The organism is Lacticaseibacillus mingshuiensis, assembly GCF_016861785.1.
Classification (GTDB): Bacteria; Bacillota; Bacilli; order Lactobacillales; family Lactobacillaceae; genus Lacticaseibacillus; species Lacticaseibacillus mingshuiensis.
This window is the reverse complement of the sequence record NZ_BOLS01000023.1, coordinates 1-17,880: the sequence shown is the minus strand read 5'-3', so window position 1 is coordinate 17,880 and position 17,880 is coordinate 1. Positions and strand designations below refer to the sequence as shown.

19 protein-coding genes and 1 pseudogene are annotated in these 17,880 nt (G+C 56.7%); 16 read left to right on the top strand and 4 right to left on the bottom strand.

Going from position 1 to position 17,880, the window contains the following annotated elements:
- Positions 1 to 176: 176 nt before the first annotated feature.
- Positions 177 to 842 (bottom strand): hypothetical protein, encoded by a 666-nt coding sequence (locus JUE67_RS11555; protein ID WP_203637169.1) that lies wholly within the window; start codon positions 840 to 842, stop codon positions 177 to 179.
- 255 nt (positions 843 to 1,097) lie between these two features.
- Here JUE67_RS11555 and JUE67_RS11550 point away from each other — a divergent pair, with 255 nt between their 5' ends.
- The 15 genes and pseudogenes from JUE67_RS11550 (at position 1,098) to JUE67_RS12755 (ending at position 14,291) form a co-directional block, all read left to right on the top strand.
- Positions 1,098 to 1,394 (top strand): hypothetical protein, encoded by a 297-nt coding sequence (locus tag JUE67_RS11550; protein ID WP_203628479.1) that lies wholly within the window; start codon positions 1,098 to 1,100, stop codon positions 1,392 to 1,394.
- Between the two features lie 204 nt (positions 1,395 to 1,598).
- Positions 1,599 to 2,588, top strand: coding sequence for a LacI family DNA-binding transcriptional regulator (locus tag JUE67_RS11545; protein ID WP_203637168.1), 990 nt, complete (start codon positions 1,599 to 1,601; stop codon positions 2,586 to 2,588).
- Positions 2,589 to 2,599: 11 nt separating this feature from the next.
- Complete coding sequence (locus JUE67_RS11540) at positions 2,600 to 3,766, top strand: galactokinase (RefSeq protein ID WP_203628477.1); 1,167 nt, start codon at positions 2,600 to 2,602, stop codon at positions 3,764 to 3,766.
- A gap of 28 nt (positions 3,767 to 3,794) precedes the next feature.
- Positions 3,795 to 4,790, top strand: a complete 996-nt coding sequence (gene galE / locus JUE67_RS11535; RefSeq protein ID WP_203628476.1) for a UDP-glucose 4-epimerase GalE — start codon at positions 3,795 to 3,797, stop codon at positions 4,788 to 4,790.
- Positions 4,787 to 6,247, top strand: coding sequence for a UDP-glucose--hexose-1-phosphate uridylyltransferase (locus JUE67_RS11530; RefSeq protein WP_203628475.1), 1,461 nt, complete (start codon positions 4,787 to 4,789; stop codon positions 6,245 to 6,247). The genes galE and JUE67_RS11530 overlap by 4 nt, the downstream gene beginning before the upstream one ends.
- A gap of 122 nt (positions 6,248 to 6,369) precedes the next feature.
- Positions 6,370 to 7,125, top strand: a complete 756-nt coding sequence (locus JUE67_RS11525; protein WP_203628474.1) for a threonine/serine exporter family protein — start codon at positions 6,370 to 6,372, stop codon at positions 7,123 to 7,125.
- Between the two features lie 4 nt (positions 7,126 to 7,129).
- The gene (locus tag JUE67_RS11520; RefSeq protein WP_203628473.1) at positions 7,130 to 7,624 is read left to right on the top strand and encodes a threonine/serine exporter family protein; all 495 of its coding nucleotides are present in this window, start codon (positions 7,130 to 7,132) and stop codon (positions 7,622 to 7,624) included.
- A gap of 247 nt (positions 7,625 to 7,871) precedes the next feature.
- Positions 7,872 to 8,906 carry a phosphate/phosphite/phosphonate ABC transporter substrate-binding protein gene (locus JUE67_RS11515; protein WP_203628472.1) on the top strand — a complete coding sequence of 345 codons (1,035 nt, stop codon included), beginning with the start codon at positions 7,872 to 7,874 and terminating at the stop codon, positions 8,904 to 8,906.
- Positions 8,906 to 9,660 (top strand): annotated as a pseudogene (gene phnC, locus JUE67_RS12865) (phosphonate ABC transporter ATP-binding protein). Before JUE67_RS11515 ends, phnC begins: the two are co-directional and overlap by 1 nt.
- Positions 9,653 to 10,447 (top strand): ABC transporter permease subunit, encoded by a 795-nt coding sequence (locus tag JUE67_RS11505; protein ID WP_203628471.1) that lies wholly within the window; start codon positions 9,653 to 9,655, stop codon positions 10,445 to 10,447. Before phnC ends, JUE67_RS11505 begins: the two are co-directional and overlap by 8 nt.
- Positions 10,444 to 11,292: a PhnE/PtxC family ABC transporter permease gene (locus JUE67_RS11500; RefSeq protein WP_203628470.1), complete on the top strand. Its 849-nt coding sequence runs from the start codon at positions 10,444 to 10,446 to the stop codon at positions 11,290 to 11,292. Before JUE67_RS11505 ends, JUE67_RS11500 begins: the two co-directional genes overlap by 4 nt.
- Positions 11,293 to 11,365: 73 nt before the next feature.
- The gene (phnX, locus tag JUE67_RS11495; RefSeq protein ID WP_125696710.1) at positions 11,366 to 12,160 is read left to right on the top strand and encodes a phosphonoacetaldehyde hydrolase; all 795 of its coding nucleotides are present in this window, start codon (positions 11,366 to 11,368) and stop codon (positions 12,158 to 12,160) included.
- Positions 12,157 to 13,251 carry a 2-aminoethylphosphonate--pyruvate transaminase gene (gene phnW / locus JUE67_RS11490; RefSeq protein ID WP_203628469.1) on the top strand — a complete coding sequence of 365 codons (1,095 nt, stop codon included), beginning with the start codon at positions 12,157 to 12,159 and terminating at the stop codon, positions 13,249 to 13,251. Before phnX ends, phnW begins: the two co-directional genes overlap by 4 nt.
- Before the next feature lie 110 nt (positions 13,252 to 13,361).
- Positions 13,362 to 13,787: a diacylglycerol/lipid kinase family protein gene (locus JUE67_RS12760; RefSeq protein ID WP_225877958.1), complete on the top strand. Its 426-nt coding sequence runs from the start codon at positions 13,362 to 13,364 to the stop codon at positions 13,785 to 13,787.
- A 3-nt stretch (positions 13,788 to 13,790) separates the two neighbouring features.
- Positions 13,791 to 14,291, top strand: coding sequence for a diacylglycerol/lipid kinase family protein (locus tag JUE67_RS12755; RefSeq protein ID WP_308441140.1), 501 nt, complete (start codon positions 13,791 to 13,793; stop codon positions 14,289 to 14,291).
- Between the two features lie 111 nt (positions 14,292 to 14,402).
- On the opposite strand, the gene JUE67_RS11480 is transcribed toward JUE67_RS12755, so the two are convergent.
- From JUE67_RS11480 to JUE67_RS11470, 3 genes are all read right to left on the bottom strand, one after another.
- Positions 14,403 to 15,140, bottom strand: a complete 738-nt coding sequence (locus tag JUE67_RS11480; protein ID WP_203628468.1) for a GNAT family N-acetyltransferase — start codon at positions 15,138 to 15,140, stop codon at positions 14,403 to 14,405.
- Between the two features lie 692 nt (positions 15,141 to 15,832).
- A complete protein-coding gene (locus JUE67_RS11475) occupies positions 15,833 to 16,432 on the bottom strand; it encodes a helix-turn-helix domain-containing protein (protein ID WP_203628467.1) in 600 nt (199 codons plus the stop codon).
- A gap of 77 nt (positions 16,433 to 16,509) precedes the next feature.
- The gene (locus tag JUE67_RS11470; RefSeq protein ID WP_203628466.1) at positions 16,510 to 17,088 is read right to left on the bottom strand and encodes a TetR/AcrR family transcriptional regulator; all 579 of its coding nucleotides are present in this window, start codon (positions 17,086 to 17,088) and stop codon (positions 16,510 to 16,512) included.
- Positions 17,089 to 17,229: 141 nt separating this feature from the next.
- On the opposite strand from JUE67_RS11470, the gene JUE67_RS11465 reads away from it, so the two are divergent.
- The coding region (locus tag JUE67_RS11465; RefSeq protein WP_203628465.1) for an aldo/keto reductase at positions 17,230 to 17,880 on the top strand (651 nt) is incomplete at its 3' end.

The following is a 17,880-nucleotide window of genomic DNA, read 5'->3' as shown; positions in this document are numbered from 1 at the left end:
GGGTCCGACAGGTAAGTGTTCCAAGCGCCAGGTCCGAACTTTGGACCAGGTGATTGGGACCTTAGCTGCTCGGACCCGGACATTTGGCCCACGACACTGCTGTAACATTAGTGCACTATACAGGAACTGGGACAAAACAAAAGTTTTGTCCCAGTTCCGTCTTCACTTCAATGTCATTACTTTGTCAAAACAAGTGGGGCGCTGGCGCCGGTGGTCCATTCGAGATGGCCGTTTGCCAGTACCAGATACAGCGCATCGGCTTCGTGATCTAGCGGGGTGAAGATGAAGCCATCCCCTGCCGCCTGCGCTTGGTAGCGGCTCGTGAGCGCCTGGCCGTTTTGTGTCACGGTCATCGTGGTCGCCGTCAACGTGACGGTCACAGCCGCGTTGTGCCACGTGCCGTTATAGTTGCTAAGCGCCGACTGCTGGGAAGCGGCGGGGCTTGCGGTCGTCTGTGTTGTTGTCGCAGTGACGTTCTTTTTCGTAGTCGTCGCTTTTGTCGTTGAAGAAGTGGCCGGTGCGGCTGTCTTCGTTTGCGCTTTCTGAGTCACCGGCGTCGAATTGACCGATTGCCGAGAAGCTGTCGTCGCCTGTGTCTTTTTGGCAACGGTCTGTTCGCCGACCGCAACCGCTTTTTTCTGGGTCGTCGCAGATGGGTGAACGGCCGACCCGGTCTTCGGCTTCGCAGACGCGGTAGGCTTGCCGAGAGGAGCGGTCTTCGCAGTGCGTGCGACCACCGTTGTCCGGCCTGCGCTTGCCTGATCGATATGCGCTTGAACGCCCAGACCAGACGCTGTGCCGACACCCAAAATAACCAATCCGATCACTACCATTTTTTTCATCATCAACGCCTCGCTCATCTGGGCTCACCCTTATTTGATGGCTCAAGTATAGCACGGTCTGAAATGTTTTTGTAATCTGTTTGTTACAAAACGAGTTAAGAATGGCTTAAGAACGCGCCTGATGTGACGGTGCTGTCACATGGCAACTATTACAAAGCTGTCCCGCTCCGGAGTTGCTAAGTTTTCCCCAAGCACCACCAAGACCGCCAGCCAGTGTGCTACAATTCTGACATCACCATGACAAGGAGGTGCATCATGTCACTCATCGCCCTTTTACTCGACGGGCTGGCGTTTGCTGGCTATTACGTGCAAAATACGCAACACGCTTATTACACGCCGGGGCTCGGCCTGCAAGTCGTGATCACCGTTTTACTGTTGATCATGCTGTTCACCTACTCAGGCAAACGCTTTGGGTGGTTCAACTTCGCGACCTGGGCCCACAACTTCACGTTCCGTTACGCGATCATCGTGTTGTCGTTTATCATCAATGCCGCAGTCCTCGCGCTTTACATCCTGAACGCGACCGGCACCAATTCGTTGATCTTCCAATAACCAGTTTTGCAGGCCAGCCGGATGCTGGTCTTTTTTTTACGAAAAATAGCACCTGACGTAAAATTTAGTAAATATTTCTTCACTCCGTTTTTCCTTGATGTTAAGCGGGTTTTCACATAGAAAGCCAACGCATCCGCACAAGTAAGCCTTTCATTCTCAGCCCGATTTTAGTAAACTATCGGTGACCGATCAAGAAGGGAGCTGTTGCCTATCACCACCCTAAAAGATATCGCAGCTGCGGCACATGTTTCTAGCGCTACTGTCTCACGTGTGCTCAATGCGGACACCTCACTGCAGGTGTCCGCGGCCACACGCCAGCGGATCTTTGCCGCAGCAGAAAGCTTGAACTACACCAAACATCAAACACATCCCACGACCTCGGCCGGCACCGTTGCCTTGGTGCAATGGACCACCGAGGCCGGCGAACAAGGCGACCTTTACTACCGGGCCATTCGCTGGGGCGTGGAAAATCAATTGCAGGCGGATGGCTATCAAGTGGCCCGCAATTTTGCCCCAGATGGCTTGCCGGCTGCAAGCGGCCTAGCTGGCGTGATCGCAATCGGAAAATACAGCCACGACCAGCTTGCCGCTTTTGCGGGCCTTGGAAAACCGCTGGTGGTGATCGATCAGGACACCCTCGATGACGACATTAGTTGCGTGACCACCAGCTTTGGCGCACCGGTGCAGGCGATCGTGGATCACTTTTTCACCCACGGGCGCACGCACCCGATCATGATCGCCGGTGTCGAGCAGACCACGGATGGCCAGCCGCTTCATGACCCGCGGCCGGAAGCCTTCACCACCGCCATGACCAGGCGCGGCGAAGAGCCCGTGCTGTACAGCGGCCCCTTCACCATTGAAGGCGGCTACCAGGTGATGAAAAAAATTCTGAGCCAGCCGGCTGCCGCCCACTTCGACGCGCTTTTTGCCGCAAGCGATAACATGGCGATCGGCGCGATCAAGGCGCTTCAGGAACACCACCTCAACGTGCCAGAAGATGTGGCGGTGATTGGGTTCAACGATATGGCAGTCGGGCGCTTCATTAACCCCAGCCTTGCGACGGTGCACATCGCCACCCAGGAAATGGGCATCACCGGCGTCGAATTACTTGAAAAAATGACCAAAACACCGGGCAGCCAAATGCGCATCACCCTTGCCAGTCAATTGCTGGTGCGCGACAGTGCCGCCCTGTAAGGAGGAGCATCATGACAGTTTCAGATCTAAAGGCAGGATTTGCCGCGCGATTCGGTAGCCAGCCCACTCAGCAGTATTTTTCCCCAGGCCGCATCAATCTGATCGGCGAACACACAGATTATAATGGCGGCCATGTCTTCCCTTGCGCGATCAGCTTGGGCACCTATGCCGCGGTCGGCGAAAGCGGCGATCAGGCGTTTCATCTCTTTTCGGCTAGCATTCCAAACAGCCCGGTCATCACATTGCCGATCGATGCGCTGACGGGCGGCAAGGACGGCCAGTGGAGCGATTACTTCAAGGGCATGGCCCAGCAGCTGCTCAAACGCGGCGCCACCTTCGACCGCGGGCTGAACATCTATATCGATGGGGACTTGCCAAACGGCGCTGGGCTTTCCAGCTCCGCCTCGATCGAGCTATTGACCGGCATCATTCTCAAGGACAATTTTGCCCTCAAAGTCACCATGCTCGACCTGATTCAAGACGGCCGGGCAACGGAAAATGACTTCATCGGCGTCAATTCCGGCATCATGGACCAATTCGCAATCGGTATGGGCACCAAGGACCACGCGACGCTGCTGGACACCAATACGCTTGCTTACGAAAGCCTGCCGCTGGTGCTCGGCGACAACGTCATCGTCATCATGAACACCAACAAGCGCCGCGAGCTGGCAGATTCGAAGTACAACGAGCGCCGCAGCGAATGCGAAGAGGCCCTGCGCCGCCTGCAGACGCAACTCTCGATTCAGAGCCTTGGCGACCTGAGCGAAGACGCATTTGATCAAGCCAGCTACCTGATCTATGACGACACCTTGATCAAGCGCGCCCGCCACGCCGTTTTTGAAAATCAGCGCACCTTGAAGGCCGCTGCGGCACTCGAGCAAGGCGACCTCACAGGATTTGGCCATCTGGTCAGTGCCTCTGGAGTGTCCCTGGCCTACGATTATGAAGTGACCGGCAAAGAGCTCGACACCCTTGTGCAAACAGCCTTGGCCCAACCCGGCGTGTTAGGTGCCCGAATGACCGGCGCCGGCTTTGGCGGTTGTGCGATCGCTTTAGTCGCAAAAACGGAGGTACCGGCCTTCACTGCGGCGGTCGGACAGGTCTATCAGGAAACGATCGGCTACCCCGCCAGCTTCTATGTCGCAGAGATCGCAGACGGCCCACGCCGCCTCGACTAACTCATTGACGAAGAAAGAAGGACATCACATGGCAATTGCAGTTTTAGGCGGGGCCGGCTATATCGGCTCCCATACCGTTAAACAATTATTGAACGCAGGCGAAGATGTCATCGTGCTCGACAACCTGATCACCGGCCACCAGCAGGCGATCGATTCGCGTGCACGTTTTTACCAAGGCGACATTCGCGACTACCATTTTTTGAGCCAGGTCTTCAGCCAGGAAAACGTTGAGGGCATCATTCACTTTGCCGCGTTTTCCATCGTCCCAGAATCGATGAAGGACCCGCTGAAGTATTTTGATAACAACACCGGCGGCATGATCACCTTGCTGGAAGCGATGCACCAATTCGGCATTACGAAGATCGTCTTTTCCTCAACTGCAGCAACTTACGGCGAGCCGACCCAGATTCCGATCAAAGAGACCGACCCGCAGATTCCAACGAACCCATACGGCGAAAGCAAGCTCGCGATGGAAAAGATCATGCACTGGGCCGATGTCGCATACGGCATCAAGTTTATTGCCTTGCGCTACTTCAACGTGGCCGGCGCCATGCCGGACCACACGATTGGCGAAGATCACCATCCAGAGACGCATCTGATTCCGATCATTTTACAGGTGGCGGCCGGCACACGCGACGGCCTGCAGATCTTCGGCGATGATTACCCAACCAAAGACGGCACCAACGTTCGCGATTATGTGCATGTCGTCGACCTTGCCGATGCCCACGTGCTGGCGCTGAACTACCTGCGCGACGGCCATGCCAGCGACGCCTTTAACCTGGGCTCCGCCACCGGTTTTTCCAATCTTGAGATTCTTGAAGCGGCGCGCCGCGTGACTGGCCAGGCAATTCCTGCCACCATCGGCCCGCGCCGCGCAGGGGACCCAAGCACGCTGATCGCCGCTTCTGATAAAGCCAAGTCCGTCCTCGGCTGGCAGCCAAAATTCGACAACATCGATCAGATTCTTGAGACCGCCTGGAATTGGCATCAGACCCATCCCCAAGGCTATGGTGATCGCGCATGAACGCCGTCGAACGCCAAGTCGCTTGGATTCTTGACCAAAACCCGGACTTTTCCCCGCTCGACACGATCTTTTTGACCAATCGGCTACTAGCTGACTGCGGCGATGAGGCCCTGGCCCTGCCGGCAAAGGATGATGCCTTGGCCAACCTCGATCAACTGGTCAAAGCCGGCGTGCAGGCAGGCAAGACACCAGACACACTGGTCGGCCGCCAGATACTTGAAGCCGAACTGATGAGCTGGGCGGCGCCAAAGCCAAGCACGGTCAACCGCCTCTTTTGGGAAAAATACGCGGACGCCCCCCGCCGCGCAACAGACTGGTTCTTCCATCTCAGCCAGGCGGACAACTACATTCAGACCCGGGCGATCGCCAAAAACATCGCCTTCCCCGCTCACACGGATTATGGGGACCTGGAGATCACCATCAACCTTTCCAAACCGGAAAAAGATCCGAAAGATATCGCGGCGGCGGCCAAGGTCAAAGCAAGCGGTTATCCCGCCTGCGCGCTGTGCTTAGAGAACGAAGGCTATCTCGGCCGACTTGACGCGGCGGCGCGCGGCAATCACCGGGTCGTGCGACTGGCTGTCGGTGGCCGCACCTGGGGTTTCCAGTATTCTCCTTATGCTTACTTCAATGAACACGCGATCTTCCTCGACAGCGTCCACGAACCGATGCGCATCAGTCAACAGACTTTTGCCAACCTGCTGGACCTCGTCACGCTGTTGCCCGATTACTTTGTGGGGTCAAACGCGGATCTGCCGATCGTTGGGGGGTCGATGCTGGCCCATGAACATTACCAAGGCGGTCGCCACACCTTTGCCATGGCCAAGGCGCCGGTCGAAAAACCGGTCGCACTCGGCATAGACAATGTTTCATGCAGCATCGTCAAATGGCCGATGAGCGTTTTGCGTCTGACCAGCGATGACAAAATGGCGCTGACCGCGGCCGCGGAACGGATTCGCGAGGCTTGGGCAAGCTACAGTGATGAGACCGTTGACGTGCGGGCCACATCAAACGGCGTGCCGCATCACACCGTGACCCCGATCGCCCGGCGCAGCGGGACGGCGTATCAGCTTGATCTGGTGTTGCGGGATAACCAGACAAGTGCTGCGTTTCCAGACGGTATTTTCCACCCGCATGCGGATGTCCAGCACATCAAAAAGGAAAATATCGGCTTGATCGAAGTGATGGGCTTGGCCGTCCTGCCAGCCCGCCTGCAAACGGAATTAGCCGAAGTTGAGAAATACCTGCTCGGCCAGCCAAACGAGATGCGCGAGGCGCACAAGCCTTGGGCAGATCAGCTCAAGCTAGCAGGCGACTGGACCGCGACCAATTGCCACGAACGCGTGCTGCAAGCGGTCGGTCAGGTCTTCAGCCGAGTGCTTGAAGACGCAGGCGTGTTTAAGCGTGACGCAACCGGACAGGCAGCATTTGCCCGCTTCTGTGCGACCTTGCAGTGATGAAAGGAAAGCGCTGAGTCATCGCGACCCAGCGCTTTTTTGCGGACACGTCAGCCTGTTTCTTCTATTAAAAAGGCAATGCCGCCGGAAATTGCTATAATAAATCGAACGGAGGTGGCGTGATGGCTGCGCAAAAAGAGATTCTGGATCTGGCCGGCCGCGTCGGCAAGATCCTACTGGAAAATGGGGCGGAGACTAGCCGCGTTGAGGGCACGGTGGAATATATCGGGCAAGCAGCGGGTCTGGCCCTGACGTGTCACGCAACCATGACGGCCATTTTTGTCGACGTCAACGATGATGCGACCACCCATTTGGTCAAGGTGCGCACCGGGGACTTCAACTTACAAAAGGTCGACGAGATCAACAGTCTTTCACGCCGCTTCTCCGCGGGCCTGATCGATTATGCCGCGCTTGAAAAAGGGGTCGCCCGCATCGATCGGCAAGTGATCGATTTTTCCTGGCCGGTGAAAATTCTCGGCGCAGGCCTTGTTTCCGTTGCCCCGATGCTCCTTTTTCAGGCGACCTGGGGCGATCTGGCCTGGGCGTTTGGGGTCGGCATTGCCGGCTATCTGGCCGCCCAATGGACCGGCTGGCACACCAAAACACCGTATATTGCCAGCGGTGTTGGCGGCCTGGTGATTGGCCTGCTTGCGGCGCTGATTCAGACGCTTGGGCTTGGCAATTCGGCCGACAACATTGTCATCTCCGCCCTGATGCCTCTAGTGCCAGGCGTTGCGCTGACAAATTCGTTGCGCGAGCTGATCGGCAAGCACACGATCTCGGGCATGGTGCGCGCAGTGGATGCCGTGTTGGTCGCAGGTGCGATCGGTGGTGGGGTCGTGGTTGGCAGTTTTCTGATTCACTGGATCGTGAGGTGAGCCCATGGCATTTCGATTGTTGATCGGTTTTATCGTCGCCTTTGCTTCTTCGGTCGGCTTTGGCATCATCACCAATGTCCCGCGCCGCACCCTTTTTCCTGCAGGGGTGACCGGCGGGGCCTCCTGGGTCGTGTACCTCGCCATGGGCACGGTCACCAGCAATGTCCTGCTGCCCAACTTACTGGCCGCCGTCACCATTGGCTTGCTCGCAAACGCAGCGGCGGTGCTTGTCCGCGCCCCTGTGAATGTGCTGTACATCCCCTGCTTGGTCGCCTTGGTGCCTGGCGCGATCATCTACATGGCAATGAAAGACTTCACACTTGGCCAAGACAACGCCGCTTCCCAAGGGTTCATCAAAACGCTGACCATCGCGATCGCCTTGGCGGTTGGATTTGTGATCGCCGAAGCCATTTTTGCCAAGATTCGCCCCGCCTTTCGCTGTTGGGTCGAAAAACACGTCCCGTTGCCCAAGACACTGCGCGAAGAAGAGCAGCGCTGAACCACTAAGATCCGGCATCCAAAAAAACACGTCCCCTGGCTCGCAAAAAAGGGTGGCGTGTTTTTTGTCGCTGCGCCGCTGATCAGGTCCTGAGGCGCCTGGTATTTGGGCCGGTTATTAGCGCACTTATTTTATTTACATTCATACACACTTTCTTCACGCAATTATTACCACATCAGGCCATCGTTTTACATTGGGTCGGTATCGTCATAGACGTACCAAATATAACCGTAAAGGATGATCAACTATGACCCACGCATCGAAAACGATTTTTGGCCTCGCCGCACTGACCCTTTTTTCCGCCGGTGCTTTGACCGCCTGCTCGACCAAAACAGCAGAAGCCGATAAAGCCCAAGATCCGCTCACGATGGTCTTTTACCCAAACGAATCCGCCAAGAGTTTTGCGGGCTCGCGTGACGAATTGAAGCGCCTACTGGAAAAAGCCACCGGACGCACGGTCAAGCTGCAAACGACCACGGACTACAACGTCGCGATTCAGTCACTTGCGTCCGGCAAAGCGCAGATCGCGTTCATGGGGGCCTCTGGTTACATTCACGCGCATGCCTTGAACGATAAAGTCCAGCCGATCGCCGCAATCTCCGGGCCAAAGGGAACGCTTGAGGGCGCTGCCTACAACAGCTACCTGATGGTGCCAAGCGCCAAAGCAGGCCAATACAAAGTCGGCGACAGCTACAGCCTCGACAAGCTCAAGGGCGCCCGCTTCTCCTTTGTTTCCAACACCTCGACATCCGGTTTCGTGGTGCCAGCCGCCGCGATCGTCAAACATTTCAAACTCAAAGACACCCATTCACTTGAAAAAAGCGGCGACTTTTTCAGCAAGGTCCTGTACGGTGGCTCCCACCAAGGCTCAGCCGTCAACTTGATGAAAGGTGACGTCGATGTGGCCGCGTTCGATGACGTCGATCTGCGCCCCTACCTCGAAGTGACCAAGGGCGATTACAACACTGCAGGCAGTGAGTTCACGGTTAAAAAAGATGCCCCGGAACCATTCCAAGGCTTGGCCGGTAAAAAAGCCACCGCGATCTCTGTTTTGCCCGTTCAACGCGAGCCATGGGTACTGAACACTGAAAAGCTGGACAAAGCCACCCAGGCCAAGATCAAGGACCTCCTGTTGACCGAGGAATTTGCCGACGATGAGAAACTTTTCTCCAAGCCGGATGCCAAAACGCCGATGCTGTTCGTCAAATCCACCCCAGAGACCCGACTGGTATCCGTGGACGACGCATGGTACAAACCGACGCACGAGTTGATCGGCAAATAATGCTGACCGTTTCGCACCTCACCAAAACATATCCGAATGGCAAGCGCGGCTTGATCGATGTCGGGTTCTCGATCGCGCCGGGCAGTGTGACCGCCATTATCGGACCCTCAGGCGCCGGCAAGACCACCTTGCTGCGCTCCTTGAACCGACTGCTCACCCCTGAAACCGGCGAAATTCAGCTCGGCGACCAGGAGATGCGCCAGCTCCCACCACGCGCGCTTCGTTTGGTGCGCCGCCAGATCGGCATGATCTTCCAGGACTACAACCTGATCGAGCCCTTGTCCGCGCTGGAAAATGTGCTGCATGGCTGCCTCGGTCGCAAGTCCTTGGCCGCGGGGATGTTAGGGCTTTACACCAAGGAAGAAAAAAGCAGGCGCTGACGCTGCTTGAGGAAGTCGGACTTGGCGACTACGCGCTGCAAAAAGCCGGCAGCCTTTCCGGTGGCCAAAAACAGCGGGTCGGGATTGCACGCGCCATGATGCAGGCTCCGCAAGTGATCTTGTGCGACGAGCCGATCGCTAGCCTCGACCCCGCCTCGACCCACACCGTGATGACCCTCCTGAAGGGCCTCGCGATTCAGCATGACTTGATGGTGATCATCAACCTGCATCAAGTGGATCTCGCCCGAGAATTTGCCGACCACATTCTCGGCGTCAATGCCGGCCGCATTGTTTTTGACGACGGCCCCGCCGCCCTTTCGGATGAGGCGCTGACCCACATCTATGCGGCGCCAGAGGAGGCCGCTTATGGCTGAGTTGGCGCAGTTTTTCAACCGGCAGCGGTGGCAGCGCGCCGCGACCTTGATGGTCCTCGCCCTGCTGCTTGTCCTGCCGCAATGGTTGCTTCATGTCGATTTCGCCGATGCCTTGTTTGGCATTGGCGCCGGTTGGCAATGGCTGGGTAAAAACTTCATGCCGAACCAGGCGGCACTGGGTGATCTCGGGGAGATTCTGCACCAGCTGGGCCGCACGATCGTGATCGCCGTGGCGGCCACTTCGATTGCTGGTGTTGTCGCCTTGCTGCTGGCGCTGGCTGGCGCCAAGACCACCAGTCGCTTGCCGCTGGTGCAGATGGGCGTGCGCCTGTTTGCCTCCTGCATGCGCAACATCCCCTTTGTCGCCTGGGCGCTGGTCCTTCTTTTTTCCTTCAAGCAAAATGACTTCACGGGTTTTCTCGCGCTGTTTCTGATGACGATCGGGTATCTGACCCGCGCCTTTGTGGAGACGCTTGAAGAAGTGCCACGCGGGGTCATCGAAGCCCTCGAGGTGACCGGCGCGCGTTACTGGCAGATCATCGGCCAAGGCGTGCTCCCCGCGGTGTCCGCCCCCCTGATGAGCTGGCTTCTGTACATGATCGAAAATAATATCCGCGACGCCACCTTGGTCGGCATGCTGACCGGAACCGGTATCGGCTTTATCTTCGATCTGTACTTCAAAAGTTTTCGCTACCCCTCGGCCGGCTTGGTGGTGCTCGCGATCATCGCCGTGACGATCGCCATTGAATTGACCTCAACAAAACTAAGGCAGGTGCTCGCACAATGATCGAGTCCGATATCTCAAGTCAGCGGCGCGCCCCTCACCCCCCGGCCGCGCCACACGCGATCGCCAATCCGGCACGCAAAACCACGCGCATCCTGCTCGCAAGTCTGGCGCTGATCACGCTCTATGCCTTGGCAACGATCGCCCCGGATAACGTCGATCTGGGTGTCGCCGGAAAAAGCTTCCTTCACAATCTTGACTTAATGTTTTTGCATCCGCATCTCGGCCAAGACACGCTGGCGCAACTCGTGGATGCCTTGGTCCGCTCGATCGCGTTGGCGCTGTTGACCACTTTGATCGGCGCCGGGATCGCCTTTGTGCTTGCGCTTTTCACGGCCCGCAATCTCGCCCCAGCCCCACTGGCGACGGCCATGCGAAGCCTGATGGCCCTCATTCGCGCCATCCCCACCATTTTATGGGTGCTCGTGTACGCGACTGTGATCGGGCTAGGAACAGAAGCCGCCGTGGTCGGCCTGTCCTTCCACAGTGTGGCCTACCTCGTGAAGGCCTTCGCCGAATCCTTTGAGGCCGTCCCGCAGGAAAAATTGGACGCGCTGCGCGTCTCCGGCGCCCGGTTTAGCCTTGTCATTCGGCACGCCCTTTGGCCCAGCGTGCGCCCGAGTCTTTTGAGCTGGACGTTTATCCGCTTTGAGATCAATTTTACCAATGCTGTCGCAGTCGGCGCCGCTGCTGGCACAGGCGGCATCGGCTACTACCTGTTCATGAGTTCCGCCTTTTATTTTGACTTTCAGGAAGTCGGTTTGATCGTCTACCTCGTGTTGGCCTTTGCCATCCTGCTTGAAATGATCGCCGTTGCCATGCGGAAACATCTGGCCAAAACGGTGTAACAAGATCACCCAGCACGACGCCGACTCAACCGGCCTTGAACCTGGAAAAAACACCTATACAAGGAGTGAGACAATGCCACTTGAAGCTGTGCTTTTTGACTGGGCAGGCACCACGATCGATTATGGTAGCCGCGCCCCCTTGCTCGCATTTCAGCAGACTTTTGCCCATTATGGCATCAGCTTGTCCGACGAGGAGATTCGCCGCGACATGGGCTTAGACAAAATGGTCCACATTCGGCAATTACTCAAAACGCCGGACGTCGCAGCCACGTTGGCGACAATTTTGCCAACCGATGACCAAGGCGAAATGGCCGCCACGATCTTCGCTCGGTTCAAGCGCACCCTGCTCGAGATACTGCCAAAAACGGTGGTCCTCAAGCCCGGCGTGCGCGCGCTGGTCGACTATCTTGATCTGGTCAAGATTCCGTATGGCACGACCAGCGGCTACGATGCCGACATGATCGGCCGCATTTTGCCCCTGGCTAACGTCGCCGGTTACCATCCGCGCGTCAATGTGACCTCGGAAATGACCGCGGGTATCGGTCGGCCTGATCCTGCCATGAACCGCCTGGCCATGGCCCAGCTTGACGTCAGCCATCCGAGCCAAGTGCTGATTGTTGGCGACACGATCAACGACATCAAGGCCGCGTTAGCCGCTGGCGCCCAAGCCGTGGGCATCATCGAAGGTTCCAATCTGCTCGCCTATTCCAAAAAAGACTGGCACGCGCTTGACGATGACGTGCGCGCCGCATTGAAGGAACGCGTGCGCATCCAATACGAGGCGGCCGGGGCAGATCTGATTGTCGATGACGCAAGCGAACTATTGCGCCTGTTGCAACAGGCACATAAAGAGGAGGTCACGGCATGACCCCCTATCTGCTTTTGACCCCCGGCCCTCTGACCACATCCGCCGCGGTGAAAAACGCGATGATGCGCGATGTCAGCACCTGGGATGTCGACTACAATGCGATCGTTGAACAGTTCCGCAAAGACCTCCTCGAAGTCGCGCAGGTCGATGCCACCCGTTACGCCGCAGTCCTGCTTCAAGGCAGTGGCTCCTATGCCGTGGAAGCAACGATCGGCACTGCACTGCCAGCGGATGGGTGTTTGATGATCGCCGTCAACGGCGCGTATGGACGCCGGATGTGTGAAATGTGCGACATCTTAGGCATCAAATCCGTCGCCATCACCTTTGATGAGACGACCCCTGTTGATCTGGCCACGTGTGAACAAGCCTTGATGGCACATCCGGAAGTCACCCATTTTGCCGTGGTCCACTGCGAAACAACGACTGGGATCCTCAACCCCATTCAGACATTGATTCCGGCCATGCACCGGCGCGGGTTGATCACGATCGTCGATGCGATGTCCAGTTTTGCAGGGATTCCGATTCACACCGACGCGCTGCACATCGATTACTTGATCTCAAGCGCCAACAAATGCCTCCAGGGCGTGCCTGGTTTTGCCTTCGTCATTGCCCGCCGGCGGGTGATCGAGGCAACCAGTGGCAATGCCCGGAGCCTGTCGCTGGATCTTTTCGATCAGCTGCAGACCATGGACGCACATCATGGCAAATGGCGCTTCACCTCCCCGACCCATGTCGTCTTGGCGGCAGCCGAGGCCATGCGCGAACTGCAGGATGAAGGCGGCGTGGCGGCGCGCAATCAGCGCTACCGCGACAACCAACGCCGCCTCGCAGAAGGCATGCGGCGGCTGGGTTTTGACTTGATCATCGCCGCGCAGGATCAAGGCCCGATCATTACCAGTTTTGAATATCCCACTGCCAATTTTGACTTTGCTGAATTTTATGATCAGCTCAAGGCACGAGGCTTCGTGATCTATCCCGGTAAGGTGGCGAAAATCGCCAGCTTCCGTATCGGCAATATTGGCGCTGTTTACCCCGCCGATATCGACCGCCTGCTCGAAAGTATTGCGCAAGTGATGGCCACCTTGGTCTGACCCGCACACGCCGACTGTCAGATGACAGTCGGTCTTTTTTTCTTTCATTCGTGAAAAATTTAATGTAGCATAGTTGTATCTTCACATTTCAAATCATTGGAGCCCACGCCATGTCTTCTGCAGAACTGATCATCAATGAACACGCCGGTAACGCCCGTGAAAAGGACGCGCTACCGGGACTGATCAAAACCGTTGCGACCGTGTTTTCCCCGGTGCACGAAAATCATACGCAAGCCGCTGGTGATGCCCGCACCATTGCGGAACAATTGGTTGGCCAATACGCCGACCGGCTGGACGAGCTGACCATCATCGTGATCGGCGGCGATGGCACCCTTCACGATGTCGTCAATGGCCTGCAACAGACCGGTCATCCGGAAGTGGCGATCGGCTACATTCCCACTGGCACCGGGGACGATTTTGCCCGCGCTAATCACATTCCCCTGAAGTCCCAGGAAGCGGCCAATGCCCTCGTGCATGCGGTGGCCAAGCCGATTCGCATCGGCCAGATCACCTCCCGCGAATATGGCCAGCAGTAGTTCATCAACAATTTCGGCATCGGCATCGATGCGCTTGTGGTCTATGCGACCAACCATTCGGGCTCGAAAAATCTGCTGAATGCGCTGAAACTCGGCAGCTTGTCATATCCGCTTCATTTTGCCACCGCGCTGGCGAAGCAAAAACCCTTCACCTCAACATGGACGAATGCCCGAGGTGCCCATCACTCTGACCGCTCCTATCTATGTGTCTTCACCAACCATCCGTTCCTCGGCGGCGGCATTCGGCTGATCATGCCGGAAGCAGATGATCGCACCAACCTGCACCTGGTGATCGTCGAGCGGGAACGCTGGCAGGTCCTTGCCAAGGTCCTGCTGGGAATCTTGCGTCACCAGCCAAACGATCCGGCGATTCACCACCATGTCAGCCCACAGTTCGAATTTTCAACAGAGGCGAACGAACATATCCAAGTCGACGGCGAAGAGTTATCAACGCCGCTTCATGCCACGTTAACTCAAACCACGCAACTGTTCTTACTGCCGTAATTCAAAAAGGGCCGAGACATTTTTGCCTGTCTCGGCCCTTTTGATGCCCCCAAAAATTGGCGCAGCGGAGCTAACTGGCCGCGCCCCGCAACCAATGGAAGCGGCGCCGCCTCAATGTCGCCGGAGCGGGCTGAACATCAGCTCGGTCCACCCAACACGAAAACCCTGATCGATCGCCAAATTCATCGATCGCATGTGGGAAAACTGCGTGCCATAAACCACGAGCCAGTCCGGCCGCCGTTGTTGCATCTCAGCGGCCAAGGCACGCACCACCATGCCCGCTAACCCGCGGCGGGCAAACGCCGGATCAAGCACTTCGATTCCGATCTCCCAGGTGTAGCGGCCATTTTGATTGGCGCCGGCCACAATCTTCAGCTGATTTCCTTCAAAGTAGCCCATCCCCAACAGATCCGGATCATCGTCATCAAACGCAAAGGCTTCGTGGATGCGCGCATCATTGCGGAAAGCTGCGATCTCATCTCGCTCGATCAGTCGCAGATGTGGCTCGGTCGGCTTGGCGAGTGGCCCCTTTGGCAGGAAAAACGGCGCGTGGTTGGTGATCTGCCAGCCAAAAGAGTGTAAGAGCTGGTCCAACTGTCGAAGCGTTGACCACTTGAAGAACCATTGTCCCGGCGTCTGCGCGAAAGCCTGTTGCAAACGAGCCGTCAGCTGGGCATTTGTGCACCGCACAAACAGATGGTCCTGATAGATCACCATGTCACCGGCGCCGCGCGCCCAATACCTGGCGCCGGCGTTCGCCTGACCCGTGATGAAGACATTCGCGTCCCCCCGAAAAGTCGCCGGCGCCAGTCCAAACTCCAGCGCAAATTGATCCGTGATCATTGTCACCGTGTCCACTTCCTTTAGCTGTATCGTACCTGCTGCAAGGCAAAATCGCCAGCACAGAAATGTGAAGAAGAAACGGAAAAAGGAACTGGGCCAAAACTTTTTGTTTTGGCCCAGTTCCTGTATGGTGCACTAATGTTACTGCAGTGTCGTGGGCCAAATATCCGGGTCCGAGCAGCTAAGGCCCCAAGCGTCTGGTCCAAAGTTCGGACCTGGCGCTTGGAACACTTACCTGTCGGACCCAAGAGCGACATTTGTCCCACTTCCTCCGCAAACACACTTATCATTCGCCAGAAAATGAATGCAGCCATGCTCACGCCACGACAAAGAGGCCCCGAAAGGCCCCATTTTTGATTTTATGCGATTACGTGACTGCAGTGCCCTATGTGACCGCCAGCATGCGACCAAACTGGCGGGACCCTTTTCACCTCGTGTCCACGGACGATGTCACTGTCCGCGGCCCTGGCCACAATTGTAAGACTCGTGGCCGTCGTGGCTTCATACCCCTTGAAACTAGGAGATCGATCCTAGTCCCAAGCGGCCCCGGGAAAAGCTGATGATGCTCGGAACCCGGCGCACCGGGTGGATCTCCGAAAAATTGTACAGGAGAGCAGTAGGTTAGCAAGGCCTACACCTGCAATCGAGAATTCTACTTCATTTTATATAGTAAGCGGTTTCTTGTCAACAAGAAACGCTCACTTTTTGTCAGCAGTTTTCGACTGTGCTTGTTCCGCCAATGCGGCATCTTTTGCCCGACGCACCGCCCGTGTCACAGTTGCGCGAGAAACGCCGTAATGGTCGGCCGTTTGAATCTGTGTGTGCGTCTCCAAGTAACGCAACACCGCCCGCTCCTTGACCGGGCTCAAAACAGGCGGCCGGCCTTCGCGAAAGCTCGGGTCCTGCATCATCTGCAACTTGCCAAGCCGCATGCGCTCTTGGAGGAGAATCTGGTCCGCCTGAGTCGCCACCGTCAGCAGTGTCATTTTTTCTTGCGTCAGGGCAGTCATGGCCCCATCGCGCGCCACAAACTCCCCGGCCGCCCCGGTGGCCACCGTGATTCCGGCCGCCAACAGTTGCTCCAGCACCAACACGATGGCATCCAAAGACATGCCGAGCCGATCCAGACTCGCCACGATCAGCGTGTCGCCTGGCGCGAGTTGGGTCTGAAGCGCCAGCCAAGCACTGTTGTCCCTTGCGTCATCCTGGTAGATCACGTCTGGTCTTTTGGCCGTGACTTGTGCGCGCTGATGAGCTGCCTCTGCGTCATCCCACGCGCGGATATAGCCATATTGCATGTGCACGCCTCCTCGTTGCGATTTTACAGTTTGATGATACCCCAAATCTTGAAACGAGACCAAGATAACGCCTCGCCTTATTTTGCGCGCAGGGCCTCTGGCAATTCCTCAAGCAACAGATTGAGGTTTTTCGTGAAGCTGTCCAGCTGGCTGAATGTCTTATTCTGGAACCAGCCCGAGGCAACGTTGACGATCTCGCCGACGACATAATCGCGAATCAGCCGGTTGAGCAGCACCCGCTGCGGCTCATCGGCAGCCAGCTCGATCAGAAGCGCCCGCACGCGTTCCCGAAACACGGCCATGGCCGAATCTCGGTCATAACTGATCGTCCCTTCGCTGCTGAGGCGCATGGTCATGGTAAAAACAGGATAGTTCGCCAACCCGATCGTTCGCACAGTCAAAGCCAGCGCGCGGACGGCCGCTTTGCCGCTGAGCCCCGCCATCGCCTTATCCGATTCCTGATTCAACTGATCGATGAACCAAAGCGCCACTTGTCTGATCAATTCGCGTTGCGTTTTGAAATACGGATACAGCGCCTGTGAATGACAGTCGAGTTGCCGGGCCAGCGACGAAAAGGTGACCGTTTCGCCGCGATTCAGGCTATTGACGGCCGCCTCGATGATGAGTTGTTGCGATAATTTGCGTGGTTTTGACATGTGACGCCTCCAATAGGTCTACTCAACCACTTACTTACAGGTTTGTAAATAAGAAGTTAGGGATGCAACTTGACACTGAACACCGCAGCGCACTATGCTCAACAAGATAGCGATTACATTTTGTAAATCAGGAGGTGCTTTATGCAATACACCACTTTAGGTCACACCGGCCTTCGCGTTTCGCGCTTGTGCCTCGGGACGATGAACTTTGGCCCGCGCACCAGCGAACAAGAAGCCGATGCGATCATGGACCGCGCACTTGAATTAGGTATCAACTTCTTTGACACCGCCAATGTTTACGGTGGCGGCAAGGGCGGCCACCAGGGCTGGACCGAGGAGATCATCGGGCGCTGGTTCCAGCAAGGCGGCGGCCGCCGGGAAAAAACGGTGCTGGCCACCAAGCTATATGGTGAAATGCACGATCCGTTAATGGGCCCTAACGATGCGGCCGGCGTTTCCGCGTACAAGATCTACCGCTCGCTGGATGACTCGCTGCGCCGCCTGCAGACCAATCATGTCGAGCTGCTGCAGATGCACCATATCGACGAAGCCATCAATTGGAATGAAGTCTACGGCGCTTTTGAAAATGTGATCGCGCAAGGCAAGACCTATTATGTCGGCTCAAGTAATTTTGGTGCACGCCATCTCGCCTACGCGAACGCCGAAGCCAACAACCGCCATTTTCTCGGCTTGGTCGCCGAACAACATAAGTACACCTGGATTATTCATAGAATTTCAAAAAAGCAGCGCAATCCCACGATTCACACGGGACTGCGCTGCTTTGGTGTTTCA

What these genes read in the sequence shown, in the direction of transcription:
- JUE67_RS11505 (WP_203628471.1), top strand. Translation starts at nt 9,653, where the DNA reads ATGGCTGAGTTGGCGCAGTTTTTCAACCGGCAGCGGTGGCAGCGCGCC.
- JUE67_RS11520 (WP_203628473.1), top strand. Translation starts at nt 7,130, where the DNA reads ATGGCATTTCGATTGTTGATCGGTTTTATCGTCGCCTTTGCTTCTTCG.
- JUE67_RS11525 (WP_203628474.1), top strand. Translation starts at nt 6,370, where the DNA reads ATGGCTGCGCAAAAAGAGATTCTGGATCTGGCCGGCCGCGTCGGCAAG.
- JUE67_RS11555 (WP_203637169.1), bottom strand. Translation starts at nt 842, where the DNA reads ATGAAAAAAATGGTAGTGATCGGATTGGTTATTTTGGGTGTCGGCACA.
- JUE67_RS11475 (WP_203628467.1), bottom strand. Translation starts at nt 16,432, where the DNA reads ATGCAATATGGCTATATCCGCGCGTGGGATGACGCAGAGGCAGCTCAT.
- JUE67_RS11500 (WP_203628470.1), top strand. Translation starts at nt 10,444, where the DNA reads ATGATCGAGTCCGATATCTCAAGTCAGCGGCGCGCCCCTCACCCCCCG.
- galE (WP_203628476.1), top strand. Translation starts at nt 3,795, where the DNA reads ATGGCAATTGCAGTTTTAGGCGGGGCCGGCTATATCGGCTCCCATACC.
- JUE67_RS11530 (WP_203628475.1), top strand. Translation starts at nt 4,787, where the DNA reads ATGAACGCCGTCGAACGCCAAGTCGCTTGGATTCTTGACCAAAACCCG.
- JUE67_RS11515 (WP_203628472.1), top strand. Translation starts at nt 7,872, where the DNA reads ATGACCCACGCATCGAAAACGATTTTTGGCCTCGCCGCACTGACCCTT.
- phnW (WP_203628469.1), top strand. Translation starts at nt 12,157, where the DNA reads ATGACCCCCTATCTGCTTTTGACCCCCGGCCCTCTGACCACATCCGCC.
- JUE67_RS11550 (WP_203628479.1), top strand. Translation starts at nt 1,098, where the DNA reads ATGTCACTCATCGCCCTTTTACTCGACGGGCTGGCGTTTGCTGGCTAT.
- JUE67_RS12760 (WP_225877958.1), top strand. Translation starts at nt 13,362, where the DNA reads ATGTCTTCTGCAGAACTGATCATCAATGAACACGCCGGTAACGCCCGT.
- JUE67_RS11470 (WP_203628466.1), bottom strand. Translation starts at nt 17,088, where the DNA reads ATGTCAAAACCACGCAAATTATCGCAACAACTCATCATCGAGGCGGCC.
- phnX (WP_125696710.1), top strand. Translation starts at nt 11,366, where the DNA reads ATGCCACTTGAAGCTGTGCTTTTTGACTGGGCAGGCACCACGATCGAT.
- JUE67_RS11540 (WP_203628477.1), top strand. Translation starts at nt 2,600, where the DNA reads ATGACAGTTTCAGATCTAAAGGCAGGATTTGCCGCGCGATTCGGTAGC.